Genomic DNA, 13,919 nt, shown 5'->3' with positions numbered 1-13,919 from the left:
GGTAGGTTGATTTTTCAGCTTACAGGCAGCTCTTGTAAGCAGCCTCGGCACCCTGAGTGCGGATCATTTCCAGATCTGCCAGCACAGCGGCCTCCAGACCCTCGATCTTGGTCAGATCCTGATCCCACATCTGGGTGTTGGTCAGCACAGCATGCACCAGCTGCGCAGCGGTGTCGTCCTTGTGTGCGTAGTAGAAGTCCAGAGCCCATGCGTCATCCTGGATCTTGTAGGTGTTGCCTGCGGGGCGCTTGCAGATCAGGCCGTCAGCGGTGCGCTCCTGAATATCGTTGGAGTAGAAGGCGATGTAGGCTGCCAGAGACATGGTCAGGCACTTGGGCAGCTGCTTCTGCTCCTCGATATAAGCGAGGAAGGAGGGCATATTGCGAGCCTTCCACTTGGAGGTAGAGTTCAGGGAGATGCTCATCAGCTCGTGGTTGACGAAGGGGTTGTTGAAGCGGTCCTCAACAGCAGAGGCAAAATCCTCCAGATCCTTCTTGTCCAGCGGCAGGGTGGGGATGATCTCCTCGTGCAGCATCTTGTTCATAAAGCCGCGCACGGTGTCGTTGTGCATGCAGTCGCGGACGATGTCAAAGCCTGCCAGATAAGCGCCCAGCACAAAGCCGGTGTGTGCACCGTTCAGGATGCGGACCTTGCGCTTCTTGTAGGGGGTAACGTCGGGCACGACCATCACGTTGACGCCTGCCTTCTTGAACGGCAGCTTGTCCTCCAGACCTGCGGGGCCCTCGATGACCCAGACGCCGAACACTTCGCCCACGTCCAAAACGGCATCGTGGTAGCCGTTGGCCTCTTCCAGAGCGGCCAGCTCCTTCTGGTCACGGATGCGGCCCGGAACGATGCGGTCCACCAGAGTGGAGCAGAAGGTGTTGGCAGTGTTCATCCAGTCGATGAAGGCGGGCTCCAGATCCCAATCCTTGGCGTAGTTGTTGCAGCACTTCTGCAGCTCCTTGCCGTTGTTGTCGATCAGCTCGCAGCTCAGGATGACCAGACCCTTATCGGCAGCGCCGTTGAAAGCCTTGTAGCGCTCGAACAGCACGCGGGTCAGCTTTGCGGGGAAGCTGTTGGGGGGAACCTGATCGAACTGGCTGTCGCCCTTGGTGTAGGCAATGCCGGCTTCGGTGGTGTTGGATACAACCGTCTCCAGATCCTCAGAGCGAGCCAGCGCCAGAACCTCGTCCCACTTGCCATCGATGTAGGGGCACACACAGTCAGACACACAGGAGATCACCCGCTTTGCGTCCACCTTCTGGCCCTTTTCGCTGCCGCGCAGGTACAGGGTGTACAGACCCTCCTGCTCGTTGATCCAGTCTGCCATCTGGGGGAAGTTGCCGATGGGCTGCACCAGCTTGACCTTGCCGTTATAGCCGGCCTTCTCGTTTGCAATATCGTAGAAATAGTCCACGAAAGCACGCAGGAAGTTGCCCTCGCCGAACTGCATCACCTTAACGGGAGCATCCTTCAGGATGTAGCCGTTGTAGCCAGTGCCTTCCAGAACCTTGTAGTTCAAAGTTTCCATCTTATTGATCTCCTTTATAAACTTGCTTTGCATGGCAGGCTCTCGTTTTCCCTGCCATCTTCTGCTCCTATTTTATGCTGTTGTATACAAAGAAGTCAAGTGTTTTGTGCAATGTTTTTAGTCCAAAAATGGCTATTCAGCGCATTTCCAGCGGTTTATACAATTCTGAGGGTGAAATTTTGGCAGTTTTTCAGTTGTATACATCGGCGTTTTCCGGTATACTAAGGATAAGGCAGCCTGCCCGTCCAAAGCAGGTGCATTTCATGCCCGTTTTTGTCTAAATTTTAACAAACTCATCAGAGAAAAGGAGTTAAAATCCCATGAAAGCATTTATGGATAAGGACTTCATGCTCCAGTCTGCTACCGCACGGCATCTGTATCACGACTATGCAGCTGCTATGCCCATCTGCGACTATCACTGCCACATCCCTCCCCGCGAGATCTACGAGAACCGCCGCTTTGAGAACATCACTCAGGTGTGGCTGGGCGGCCGCAACCCGGACGGCAGCTATTTCGGCGATCATTATAAGTGGCGTGTGATGCGTTCCAACGGCGTGCCCGAGGAGTACATCACCGGTGACAAGCCCGACCGCGAGCGCTTCCAGAAGTTTGCCGAGGCTCTGCCCATGGCTATCGGCAACCCCATGTACCACTGGACCAATCTGGAGCTGCACGTTTTCTTCGGCTACGACGGCGTGCTGAACGGCGACACCGCTGAGGAAGTGTGGAACCTGTGCAACGACAAGCTGCAGCACGACCCCAAACTGACCGTCCGCGGCCTGATCGAGCAGAGCAACGTGGCCTTCATCGGCACCACCGATGACCCCATTGATGACCTGTACTGGCACAAGAAGATCAAGGAAGATCCCACCATCAAGTTCACCGTGGCTCCCTCCTTCCGTCCTGACAAGGCCGTCAACATCAGCAAGCCCGGCTTTGCTGAGTACATGGGCAAGCTGGCTGCCGTTGTGGGCAAGGAAAAGCTGGCCTGCATCGACTGCGTGACCGATGCCCTGACCAAGCGCATCGAGTTCTTTGCCGAGATGGGCTGCCGCGCTTCTGACCACGGTCTGGACTACGTTCCCTACCGTGAGGCCACCAAGGACGAGGTGAACGCCATCTACCAGAAGGTGATGAACGGCGAGAGCTGCACCGTGGAAGAGGCCGAGAAGTACCAGACCTACATCCTGATCCATCTGGGCAAGCAGTACCATCGTCTGGGCATTGCCATGCAGTTCCACTACAACTGCCTGCGCGGCATGAACCGCAAGATGAACAGCCTGCTGGGCCCCGACACCGGCTTTGACATGATCAACACCGCCACCTGCGGCGGCCAGATCGCACAGCTGCTCAGCGCCCTGAACGACACCGACGAGTGCCCCAAGACCATCATCTACAGCCTGAACCCCGCCGACGATGCACAGATCGGCACCATTCTGGGCTGCTTCCAGAACAGCGAGATTCCGGGCAAGATCCAGCACGGCTCCGCATGGTGGTTCAACGACCACAAGATCGGCATGGAGGATCAGATGATCCGTCTGGCAAGCCTTGGCCTGCTGGGCAACTTTGTGGGTATGCTGACCGACAGCCGCAGCTTCCTGAGCTACACCCGTCACGATTACTTCCGCCGCATCCTGTGCAACATCATCGGCCAGTGGGTCGAGGATGGCGAGTATCCCAACGACGAGAAGGCTCTGGAGAAGATCGTCAAGGGCATCTGCTTCGACAACGCAAAGCGTTACTTCAACCTGTAAGCGCTTTCTCCTTTTCCTGAACTGAATCCCCAGCGCCGCCCGCAGACAATGCCGTCTGCGGGCGGCGCTTTGTTTTGCCCTTTTACGTCTAAAATGCACCGGATATGCCTGTTTTTTCACCTTTCATCGGTTGTTTTCCGTCTTTTTCTACAACTTCTCCTTTATCCCTTGACTTCCCCGTATAAGGAGAGTATATTTTTGCATGGCATTCAGGCCAAATTACTGTATTTTTTGATTGAGGAAACCCATGAATGGTTTAAAAGAAGCCTTCAGCCGCGAAAATCTGCTGAAGAATCTAAATTTCTTTGCCCTGCTGAACCTCGGTCTTGTGCTTACGGCAGTGGGCATCGTATATTTTAAAAATCCCAACCACTTCGCCTTCGGCGGCACCTCCGGCCTGTCCATCCTGCTGGCAGACCTGTTCCCCCGGATCAATGTGGGCGGCTTTATGTGGATCATCAACCTGGTGCTGGTGGTACTGGGCTTTCTCTTTTTGGGCATCAAGTGCATGGGCTGGACGATCTACTCTTCCTTTGCACTCTCCTTTTTCGTGTCCTGCTGCGAGTGGCTGTACCCCTCCGGCGTGTCCCTGAGCGGCGATGCCATGCTGGATCTGGTGTTCGCGGTGTTTTTGCCCGCGCTGGGTGCTGCCATCGTGTTTGATATTGGTGCTTCCACAGGCGGCACCGACATCGTGGCGCTGATCCTTGCCAAGTACACCTCCATGGAGATCGGCAAGGCGCTGATGGTCAGCGATATCCTCATTGTGCTGGCCGCCGCCGTACGGTTCGGCATGGGCACGGGCCTATACTGTATCCTTGGCCTCATTGGCAAGTCCTTTGTGGTGGACGGCGCCATTGAAAACATCCGTCTGCGCAAGGTGTGCACCATTATGACTGCGAACCCGCAGCCCATTCTGGACTTCATCATTCACGACATGAACCGCTCTGCCACTGTGGAAAAGGCCTACGGTGCCTACACCCACCACGAGCTCAGCGTACTGGTGACCGTACTGACCCGCCGTCAGGCCTTGCAGCTGCGCAACTTTCTGCGGGAGAACGACCCCCACAGCTTTATCACCATCGTCAACTCCAGCGAGATCATCGGCAAGGGCTTCCGCTCCTTCAACTAAGACTGCCGCCCCCTGCCACGCAACTCCGTACTTGAAGAAAAACGCAAAATAGTGTATTATATAGTATTATGAGTAAAAGGGGGCACGCTGCGTGCCCTGACAGGGGGAACCTATATGGCTGATAAAAACTTTCTGACAGATATCATCGACGCCGACCTTGCCGAGGGCAAGGTGCAGCAGATCCACACCCGCTTCCCGCCGGAGCCCAACGGCTATCTGCACATCGGCAGCGCCAAGGCCATTTATATCAACTGGTCCATTGCCAACCAGTACGGCGGCAAATTCAACCTGCGTCTGGACGACACCAACCCCGCCCGCGAAGGCGAGGAGTACGTCAACAGCATCATCGAGGATCTGCACTGGCTGGGTGCCGACCCCAACGGCGGCATCTTCTACGGCAGCGATTACTTTGATAAGTGCTATGAGTACGCCGAAAAGCTGATCACCGAGGGCAAAGCCTATGTGGACGATTTGACCCGCGAGGAAATGCGCGAGTACCGCGGCTCCGATGCCGGCAAGCCCTCCCGCCCCTCTCCGTGGCGCGACCGCAGCCCGGAGGAGAATCTCGACCTGTTCCGCCGGATGCGTGCCGGTGAGTTCAAGGAGGGCGAAAAGACCCTGCGTGCCAAGATCGATCTGGCAAGCCCCAACATGAATATGCGTGACCCGGCCATCTACCGTATCAAGTACGCCGAGCATCACCGTCAGGGTAACAAGTGGTGCATCTACCCCATGTACGACTTTGCCCACCCCATTCAGGACGCCATCGAGGGCATCACCCACAGCATGTGCAGTCTGGAGTTCGAGAATCACCGCCCGCTGTATAACTGGGTCATCGAGAACATCTTTGGTGCCGAGTTCCCCAAGCAGCGCGAGTTTGCCCGCCTGAACATGACCAACACGGTCATGAGCAAGCGCTATCTGCGTGAGCTGGTGGAGATGGGCATCGTGGACGGCTGGGACGATCCCCGTATGCCTACCCTGTGTGGTCTGCGCCGCCGCGGCTACACCCCCACTTCCATCTTCACCTTTGTGCGGGAGGCCGGCATCTCCAAGTCTGACAACCTGATCGATATGCGCCAGCTGGAAGCCTGCATCCGCAGCGAGCTGGACCTGACCGCACAGCGCCGCATTGCCGTGCTGGAGCCGGTCAAGCTGGTGGTGGACAACTACCCTGCCGACAAGACCGAGTACTTTGACGTGGCCAACAACCCCAACCGCGAAGCCAACGATACCACCACCCGCAAGGTAGCCTTTACCCGCGAGCTGTGGATCGACGCCGAGGACTTTGCCGAGGTGCCGCCTCCCAAGTTCAAGCGCCTGACCGTGGACGGCGAGGTGCGTCTGATGGGTGCCTATATCGTCAAGTGCACCGGCGTGGATAAGAACGCCGACGGCAGCATTGCTGCCATCCACTGTACCGCCGACCTTGAGACCGGCAACGGCAACCCCGCCGATGGCCGCAAGGTCAAGGGCACCATCCACTGGGTAAGCGCCGCACATTGCGTGGACGCCGAGGTGCGCCTGTACGACAAGCTGTTCACCGAGGCCAACATGAACGGCATCCCCGAGGGCAGCGATTACAAGGACTACCTGAACCCGGAAAGCGTCACCGTGCGCACCGGCTGCAAGCTGGAAGAGAGCCTGAAGGACGCAAAGCCCGGCGAGAAGTTCCAGTTCGTGCGCACCGGCTTCTTTACCCCGGACAGCAAGAACCCCGGCGTGTACAACCGGGTGGTCACCCTGCGCGACAGCTTCAAGCCCGCAAAATAATCACCCCCAAGGAGAAGATACCATACCATGACCGCGAAAATGACCCGTAATATCCTGCTCATGCTGGCAGCCACCGTGCTGATGGGCATTGTGCTGAACCTGTATATCCACAACACCGGCACCGTACCCGCCGCCGACAACGCCGCCCCCCTGACCGATGGCAGCTACACCTCCTCTGCACAGGGTTGCTTGAGCGAGGTGACCGTCACGGTCACCGTGACCGGCGGCAAGGTGACCGCCGTACAGGTGGACGCCTCTGCCGAGACCCCGGAGCTGGGCGGCAAGGCCGCCGAGACGCTGGCAGCGCAGCTGACACAGACCGGCTCCACCACCGGTGTGGACGCCATCACCGGCTCCACCATGACCAGCGAGGCCATCTTTACCGCCATGGACGCCTGCCTTGCACAGGCGCAGTGATGCTGTAAAGCACAAGAACAAAAGCTGCCGCACAAAAAACTGAACTGCACCCCATTTGTTAGACAGTATGGTATACTGTTTAGGAAATGGGGTGTTTTTGTATGCCGGAAAAGAAAAAGCAAAAGACATATAGTGGAGAATTCAAAATTGAAGTCGTTGAAACAATGCGAAAAGAAAATCTAAGTTACAAAGAAACCGTGAGACACTTTGGGCTGAGAAGCGATAAGCAAGTGCGTATGTGGGAGCGCATCTATCTGGAAGAAGGCAAAGAGGCTCTCTTGCTGGAACGTCGTGGACGAGCTTGTGCAGCCAGCGGAACACGGAAAGGGCGAAAGCCGAAATTAGACAAGCAGGTAGAAGAAGATCTCATTGCAGAGAATCAACGGCTTCGTATGGAGATTGACTACTTAAAAAAATTGAGAGCCTTGGTACTGGAAGAGGAACGTCAAAACAGAAAGCACAAGTAGTTCAGGAACTAAGGCAGAAATATCCGTTAAAAGCGTTGCTGCAGCTTGCCGGGCTTCCTCGCAGCACGTTCTACTACTATCTGCATCAATCTCAAAAGCCTGCGAGATACCAGATGGTAAAAGAAGCAATCGTTGCGATCTTCAACAAGAACAAGAAGCGGTATGGATATCGCAGAATCACACAAGAACTACATAACAACGACATTTGCGTGAATCACAAGACGGTTCGGAAGCTCATGAAACAGTTGGGCTTGGTCTGCCATGTCCGTGAGAGAAGAAAGTACAATTCTTACAAAGGGGAGGTTGGCGAAGTGGCTCCCAATCTGTTAGAACGACATTTCAAAACGAACGAACCAAATCGAAAATGGGTCACAGACGTTACGGAGTTTAAGGTAAATGACCAGAAGCTTTATCTATCACCAATCATTGATCTGTTCAACGGAGAAGTGGTCAGTTATAACCTTAGCCACCATCCTAATTTTAAGCAAGTCACGGATATGCTGGAAGGTGCTTTTCGGAAGCTGCCAGATAAAGTAGATGATTTGATTCTGCATTCAGATCAAGGCTGGCAGTACCAGATGAAGCTTTACCAAAACCTGCTGAAAGCGAAAGGCATTACACAGAGCATGTCTCGCAAAGCTACTTGTCTGGATAATGCCGTCGCCGAAAACTTCTTTGGCTTGCTCAAGACAGAGTTGTTCTATTTGGAAAAATTCAGTTCCATCGACCAGCTCGAAAAGGCCATTGCTGAGTATATCGACTACTACAACAACCGCCGAATCAAATTAAAACTAAACGGCCTGAGCCCTGTGCAGTACAGGATCCAGACCGTTCGAGTCGCTTGATCTTATTTTTGTCTAACTTTTGGGGTTCACTTCACAGTTGTGCGGCAGTTTTTTTGTTTCTGTTCCTTCGTGCTGAACGATTTAGAATGCGCTCCGCGTTTGCTCTGCGCATGTTCAGCGGAAATGCTATTTATAATTTCGTAGTACCGGAGCGCCTGCGGACGCTCCGGTACTACATTTTCACGGTTGGGGTCGTAAAGGAAAGCTACATATTGTGCCATCATCCTTACGAACACTGTGCAGCAGGCCGTTTTTCATTGCAGAACCCGTTGGACTATGCTATACTTGATTTGCCGCTGCAAAAGCGGCAGGTGCTGTCTGCATTGCAGGTGGTCAGCTCCCTCCCGGCAGAAATGTCCGGAGAGAGTTACTTACTGTTCTCCTCCGGACGGTTTGAATGTTTTACAACAGGATACCCAAAGGAGGAGTTCCATCATGGAAGTTTTGAATATTGTTTTCAGTGCACTGAACCTTCTGGCCACAGTCATTATCGGTGTCATTCAGTTGACATGGACGATCTCGCGGGATGTCTTTGGGGACAAGCCGCGCGCAAAGCATTATTCTCACAACAAAAAGTAACGACCGCCCCAGCGTACCAATTCTGAGCGGTCGTTTACTTTTTTAATCGATTGCCAGAGAGGGTAGCTGACCATTGCAGGCAGCACCTTTTCTATTTGTAGTATAACGCCCCCACGCCGTTTTGTCAAGCAGCGCCGGTTTTACAGGGTGCTTTGCAGCCGTGCACCGCTGGCGTACTGGGTGCGGCGGTCCATCTGGTTATCCAGCGGCTGGCCGGCGGCATAGCGCTTGAGGTTATGTGCAAAGATATCCACGATGTTGTCCAGCGTCTTGGGCAGGCTGAAGCCGCCGGTGACATGGGGTGTGATGATCACGTTCGGCTCTGCCCACAGGGGATGCTCCGGCGGCAGCGGCTCGGGGTCGGTCACGTCCAGTCCTGCGCCGGAAAGCCGCCCGCTGTGCACGGCAGCTGCCAGTGCCTCACCGTCCACGGCAGTGCCGCGCCCCACATTGAGCAGGATGGCACCGGGCTTGCAGAGCGCCAGCCGCTCTGCGTTGAACAGATGCAGCGTCTCCGGCGTACCGGGCAGGCTCAGCGCCACAAGGTCAGCCTGCGGCAGCTCTGCGTCCAATTCGCTCTGCGCCACCACCCGGGTGCAGTAGTCCGGGCAGGGGGTATCCGGGTGCACGGTGCGGCGCACGCCCACCACCTTGGCACCCAGCGCATACGCCCGCCGGGCAAAGTTCGAGCCGATATCGCCCATGCCCACGCACAGCACCCGGCTGCCCGCAATGCTGCCCACAGAGTGGCCGGTGGGTGCCCAGCGGTGCTCCCGCTGGTTGTCCCGGTAGGTGGGCAGCTCCTTAAGCAGACTGAGCCACATTGCCAGCATACACTCGCTGATGGCCAGACCGTAAGCGCCGGTGGCGTTGGTCACGATGCACTTCTCCGGCAGCACCCCCGGCTCCAGATAGTTATTGGGGCCGGCTGCGTTGGACTGGAACCACTCCAGATGATCGTTCTGCCGGATCAGCGGCACCGGCAGGTTGCCCAGCACCGCATCAGCCCACAGGGCATCCTCCGCTGTGGCGGTATCCGGGGTGGTAAAGCGATATGCAAAGCCCTGCACCGCCTCAATGCGGGCCCTCTGCTCTGCACTGATGGGCAGGCAGACAAGGATATGTTTGGACATAATGGGGCTCCTTCCCTCTTTTTTATCTATCATACCGCAAACTGTGCGGCGACACAAGAGGGTGGTTCTGTGCTTTCAGACGCATCCCGTAAAAGAACAATGCCGAGCAGCCCGAAAGCCGCCCGACACCCCATTATATTTTAGTCCAGTGCACGGATGGCGTCCACCGTGCAACGGTACTGCTCTGCCACCTTTGCAAACTGCTCCTGCGTGCCCTCCAGCTGCCCGGCGCGCAGGGTCTCGGTCAGGGTATAGGTAGGCGCATACAGATTGGAAAATCCCAGATTCTGGCAGACGCCCTTGAGGGTATGCGCTCCGCGGAACGCCTCTTTCACGTCTCCCCTGCGCAGCGCTTCCTCCAGGATCTGAAAGCTGTCGTCCTGCAAGAACATCCGCACAAATTTGCAGATCATGGCTTCGTTATACAGCCGCCCAAGCACCTCCTGATAGTCTGCGCCCATCTTTTTATAGCATTCCTGTATCGTCATCGCTTACGCCGTGCCTTTCTTTTTTGCTATCGTTTGCTTTCCCACCGCCGCATCTTACTACGCTTCACGGCGATATAGTGTTATGATAGCACCTTTCCGGCCAGCTTGCAACTAGAGCGCAACAAATTTTGCACTCTATCTAGTTTTTGCGTTCTCTTTTTGGCAGTTGCACCAAAACCGCGCCCAGCTCTTCAAAAAGCGCCTGCTACCGCGCCCTTTTCCGCTGCTGCCAGCTGCCGCTTCTGCCGGCTGAAAAAAGCAGACCGTGCAGCGCCGTCAACTGCGGATTCCGTATTGACGAACCGCACAAAAAACGATATACTATATTTTGGCGGTGCAGCTGTGCCGCCGGATGCCGGGGTGTTGCGCAGTTGGTAGCGCGCCTGCTTTGGGAGCAGGAGGCCGCGAGTTCGAGTCTCGCCACTCCGATACTGCAAACGCACGTTGATTCGATAAGAGTCAACGTGCGTTTTTATTTTGCCGGTAAACTTGACGGGGAAAATCCAAATGTGTGCAAAAACTACGCACACTGCAAGGACGCTTTTAAAAAACAGAGCAGCCTTTTTTCTATTTCCTCCCCTTTTGCGGGATTGATAAAAGCCCACAAGTGCGGTATACTGAATAGTACTTTATTTAAGAGAAGTAAGGAGGTGCGGCCCATGGCGATCGGTGTGCCCCGCCCGCTGGCGATAGAAAAACCGCAGGCCGTAGATCTTATACAGGCGGCGCGGTATTTCGGTGCGCACGGCGAGCCGGACGCTGCCACGCTGGCACTGCTGCAAAAGTGCGCAGTGCCGCTGCTGGCGGCGGCGATGCCCCGGGCGGTGTGGCTGCTGGCAGACACCCCTGCCCTGACCGAGGCCGGGCTTCTGCCCGGTGAAGACGTGCACAAGCACCTGACCGGCTGCGGGCAGGCCATTCTGCTGGCAGTGACGCTGGGTCCCGGGGTGGATGCCCAGATCCGCCGGGCGGGCGTGGGCGATATTGCCGCCGGGGTAGCCTCCGATGCCTTGGGCAGCGCACTGGCCGAGCAGGCCGCCGATGCCGCCGAGGCGCAGCTGCGCCAGTGGGCGGCGACAGTGGGAAAGTATCTGACCGGGCGCTTTTCGCCCGGCTACGGCGATTGGGATATCGCGGTGCAGCCGATGGTGGCAGCGGCGCTGGACACCGTGCGCAAGGCCGGGCTGTGCGTCACCGACACCAACCTGATGACCCCGCGCAAGAGCGTGACTGCCCTGCTGGGGGTCAGCGACCACCCGGTAAAGGGACAACTGGCCGGGTGCGGCCATTGCGTGCTGCGCACCCGCTGCGAATACAGAAAGAGGGGAAAGACCTGTGCAAGTGAATGAACTTTTCAGACAGAGCAATACCATCCTGCTGGACGGCGGCATGGGCACCATGCTGCAAGCTGCCGGGCTCAAGCTGGGCGCACGCCCGGAAGAGCTGAACATCACCGACCCGGCGCTTATCGAGGGCATCCATGGGCAGTACGCTGCGGCGGGCAGCCGCATCGTCAACGCCAACACCTTCGGCGCTTCTGCCCACAAGCTGGCAGGCAGTGCTTACACGCTGGAACAGATCATCACCGCAGGCATTGAAAACTGCAAGCGCGCCTGTGCGCCCTACGGTGCGCTGACCGCGCTGGACGTAGGCCCGCTGGGCGAGCTGCTGGAGCCCAGCGGAACGCTGGCCTTTGAGGATGCTGTGGCCGAGTATGCCCGCATCGTCAAGGCGGGCGAAGCCGCCGGGGCAGACCTGATCTTTTTTGAGACCTACACCGACCTGTACGAGCTGAAAGCCGCCCTGCTGGCTGCCAAGGAGAACACCCATCTGCCCATTCTGGCCAGCATGAGTTTTGAAGCGGGCGGGCGCACCTTTACCGGCTGCACAGTGGAAAGCTTTGCCGCCACCGCCCGGGGCTTGGGGGCAGACGCCGTGGGCATCAACTGCTCGCTGGGTCCCAAAGAGATCTTCCCCATGGCAAAGCGGCTGGCCGAGGCCGTGCCCGGCAACTTCCCGGTGTTCGTCAAGCCCAACGCCGGTCTGCCCCGGGCGGACGGCAGCGGCTACGATATCACCCCGCAGCTGTTCGCCTTGCAGATGAAGCCCTACCGGGAGCTGCACCTGTTTGCCGCCGGCGGCTGCTGCGGCACCACCCCGGAGTTCATCAAGCTGCTCAACGGCACCTTTGCAGGCTGCACCCCGGGGCGTCCCGCGCACCGGATGCCCTCGGTGCTTTGCACCCCGGTGGACACGGTCACGGTAGACGGCATCACGGTGGTGGGCGAGCGCATCAACCCCACTGGCAAAAAGCGCTTCCAGCAGGCTTTGCGGGAAGGCGACATGAACTATGTGCTGGAACAGGCCGTCAGTCAGGCAGAGGCCGGGGCGCAGATCCTGGACGTGAACGTGGGCGCACCCGGCGTAGACGAGCCGGTGCTGATGGAGCAGGTGGTCAAGGCGCTGCAAAGCGTGACCAGCCTGCCTCTGCAGCTGGACTCCTCCAACGTGGAAGCGCTGGCGCGGGGTCTGCGGGTGTACAACGGCAAGCCCATCGTCAACTCCACCAACGGTGAGCCGGAAAAGCTTGCCGCCATCCTGCCGCTGTGCAAGAAGTACGGTGCCGCCATCGTGGGGCTTGCCATCGACGAAAAAGGCATCCAGCCCAAAGCCGCAGACCGCGTAGCCATTGCCCGCCGCATCACCGAGGCCGCGCTGGCGGCGGGCATCCCCCGGGAGGATATCTACATCGACTGCCTTACCCTGACCGCCAGCGCCCAGCAGGAGGATGTGCTGGCTACAGTACAGGCACTGGAGACCTGCAAAAAGGAGCTGGGAGTGCGCACCGTGCTGGGCGTGTCCAACATCAGCTTTGGTCTGCCCTGCCGCACCTACCTGAACACCACCTTCCTGACCATGGCCATGTACGCCGGGCTGGACCTTGCCATCATGAACCCCTCCAGCGAAGAGATGATGGCGGCGGTGTACGCCTACAACGTGCTGACCAACCGGGACAAACAGAGCACAAAGTACATCGAGCGCTTTGCCGACCGTGTGCCCGCCAGCACTGCGCTGGCACAGGCTGCAAAGACCGTGCCTGCCGCCAGTGCCGCCGAAACAGAACTTACCGGTCCCTACGCCGCCCTGATGAAAGCGGTGGAAAAGGGCTTGAAAGGTGACGCCGCCGCCCATACCCGCGCCCTGCTGGCAGAAAAGCAGCCGCTGGAAGTGGTGGACGAAGCCTTGATCCCCGCTTTGGACATTGTGGGCGGCAAGTATGAAAAAGGCACCCTGTTCCTGCCGCAGCTGCTGCAGGCTGCCAGCGCCGCCCAGAGCGCCTTTGAGGAGATCAAGACCGCCATTGCCCAAAAGGGCGAAGGCAGCGCCAGCAAGGGACGCATCGTCCTTGCCACCGTCAAGGGCGATGTGCACGACATCGGCAAAAACATCGTCCGGGTCATTCTGGAAAACTACGGCTTTGAGGTGCTGGACCTTGGCCGGGATGTGCCGGTGGAAACGGTGGTGGACACGGTGCGGGAAAAGGACGTGCATCTGGTAGGCCTTTCCGCCCTGATGACCACTACCTTGAAAAGCATGGAGGAGACCATCGCCGCCCTGCACGCCGCTAAGCTGGACTGCAAGATCATGGTGGGCGGTGCCGTGCTGACCCCGGAATACGCCGAGAAGATCGGCGCGGACTGGTACGCCAAGGACGCCAAACGCAGCGCTGACATCGCCAAGGAGTTCTTTGGGGTGTAACGCAAAAAATTTCAGATTCAGACTGCTGAGAAGTGCAG

The 13,919-nt window shown here is 57.4% G+C and carries 12 protein-coding genes and 1 tRNA gene; 10 read left to right on the top strand and 3 right to left on the bottom strand.

Annotation, left to right across the window (positions count from 1 at the left end):
- Nucleotides 1-19: 19 nt before the first annotated feature.
- The gene (locus DXB44_RS11085; RefSeq protein ID WP_118658761.1) at nt 20-1,534 is read right to left on the bottom strand and encodes a tagaturonate reductase; all 1,515 of its coding nucleotides are present in this window, start codon (nt 1,532-1,534) and stop codon (nt 20-22) included.
- Between the two features lie 320 nt (nt 1,535-1,854).
- Between DXB44_RS11085 and uxaC the strand changes: the two genes are divergently transcribed.
- The 7 genes from uxaC to DXB44_RS14655 all read left to right on the top strand — a co-directional run bounded on the left by uxaC (nt 1,855) and on the right by DXB44_RS14655 (nt 8,501).
- Complete coding sequence (gene uxaC / locus DXB44_RS11080) at nt 1,855-3,288, top strand: glucuronate isomerase (RefSeq protein ID WP_055186762.1); 1,434 nt, start codon at nt 1,855-1,857, stop codon at nt 3,286-3,288.
- 247 nt (nt 3,289-3,535) lie between these two features.
- Nucleotides 3,536-4,420, top strand: coding sequence for a YitT family protein (locus DXB44_RS11075; protein ID WP_118658760.1), 885 nt, complete (start codon nt 3,536-3,538; stop codon nt 4,418-4,420).
- A 114-nt stretch (nt 4,421-4,534) separates the two neighbouring features.
- The gene (locus DXB44_RS11070; protein ID WP_005920796.1) at nt 4,535-6,193 is read left to right on the top strand and encodes a glutamine--tRNA ligase/YqeY domain fusion protein; all 1,659 of its coding nucleotides are present in this window, start codon (nt 4,535-4,537) and stop codon (nt 6,191-6,193) included.
- Between the two features lie 27 nt (nt 6,194-6,220).
- The gene (locus DXB44_RS11065) at nt 6,221-6,610 is read left to right on the top strand and encodes an FMN-binding protein (RefSeq protein ID WP_118658759.1); all 390 of its coding nucleotides are present in this window, start codon (nt 6,221-6,223) and stop codon (nt 6,608-6,610) included.
- A 101-nt stretch (nt 6,611-6,711) separates the two neighbouring features.
- Nucleotides 6,712-7,077: a helix-turn-helix domain-containing protein gene (locus DXB44_RS11060; protein WP_118658758.1), complete on the top strand. Its 366-nt coding sequence runs from the start codon at nt 6,712-6,714 to the stop codon at nt 7,075-7,077.
- Nucleotides 7,026-7,922: an IS3 family transposase gene (locus tag DXB44_RS11055; protein ID WP_118658757.1), complete on the top strand. Its 897-nt coding sequence runs from the start codon at nt 7,026-7,028 to the stop codon at nt 7,920-7,922. The genes DXB44_RS11060 and DXB44_RS11055 overlap by 52 nt, the downstream gene beginning before the upstream one ends.
- A gap of 435 nt (nt 7,923-8,357) precedes the next feature.
- Complete coding sequence (locus tag DXB44_RS14655) at nt 8,358-8,501, top strand: hypothetical protein (protein WP_199680601.1); 144 nt, start codon at nt 8,358-8,360, stop codon at nt 8,499-8,501.
- Nucleotides 8,502-8,641: 140 nt separating this feature from the next.
- Here DXB44_RS14655 and DXB44_RS11050 read toward each other — a convergent pair whose 3' ends face one another.
- The gene (locus DXB44_RS11050) at nt 8,642-9,634 is read right to left on the bottom strand and encodes a D-2-hydroxyacid dehydrogenase (RefSeq protein WP_118658756.1); all 993 of its coding nucleotides are present in this window, start codon (nt 9,632-9,634) and stop codon (nt 8,642-8,644) included.
- A gap of 140 nt (nt 9,635-9,774) precedes the next feature.
- Complete coding sequence (locus DXB44_RS11045; RefSeq protein ID WP_118658755.1) at nt 9,775-10,122, bottom strand: Hpt domain-containing protein; 348 nt, start codon at nt 10,120-10,122, stop codon at nt 9,775-9,777.
- 356 nt (nt 10,123-10,478) lie between these two features.
- Between DXB44_RS11045 and DXB44_RS11040 the strand changes: the two genes are divergently transcribed.
- The 3 genes from DXB44_RS11040 (at nt 10,479) to DXB44_RS11030 (ending at nt 13,881) form a co-directional block, all read left to right on the top strand.
- Nucleotides 10,479-10,551: transfer RNA gene (locus DXB44_RS11040), tRNA-Pro, on the top strand.
- Between the two features lie 230 nt (nt 10,552-10,781).
- A complete protein-coding gene (locus DXB44_RS11035; protein WP_118658754.1) occupies nt 10,782-11,471 on the top strand; it encodes a methionine synthase in 690 nt (229 codons plus the stop codon).
- Nucleotides 11,458-13,881: a homocysteine S-methyltransferase family protein gene (locus DXB44_RS11030; RefSeq protein ID WP_118658753.1), complete on the top strand. Its 2,424-nt coding sequence runs from the start codon at nt 11,458-11,460 to the stop codon at nt 13,879-13,881. The genes DXB44_RS11035 and DXB44_RS11030 overlap by 14 nt, the downstream gene beginning before the upstream one ends.
- Nucleotides 13,882-13,919 lie beyond the last annotated feature (38 nt).

The organism is Faecalibacterium sp. OM04-11BH, from assembly GCF_003482185.1.
GTDB lineage: Bacteria > Bacillota > Clostridia > Oscillospirales > Ruminococcaceae > Faecalibacterium > Faecalibacterium tardum.
This window is presented reverse-complemented; position numbering and strand designations above follow the sequence as displayed.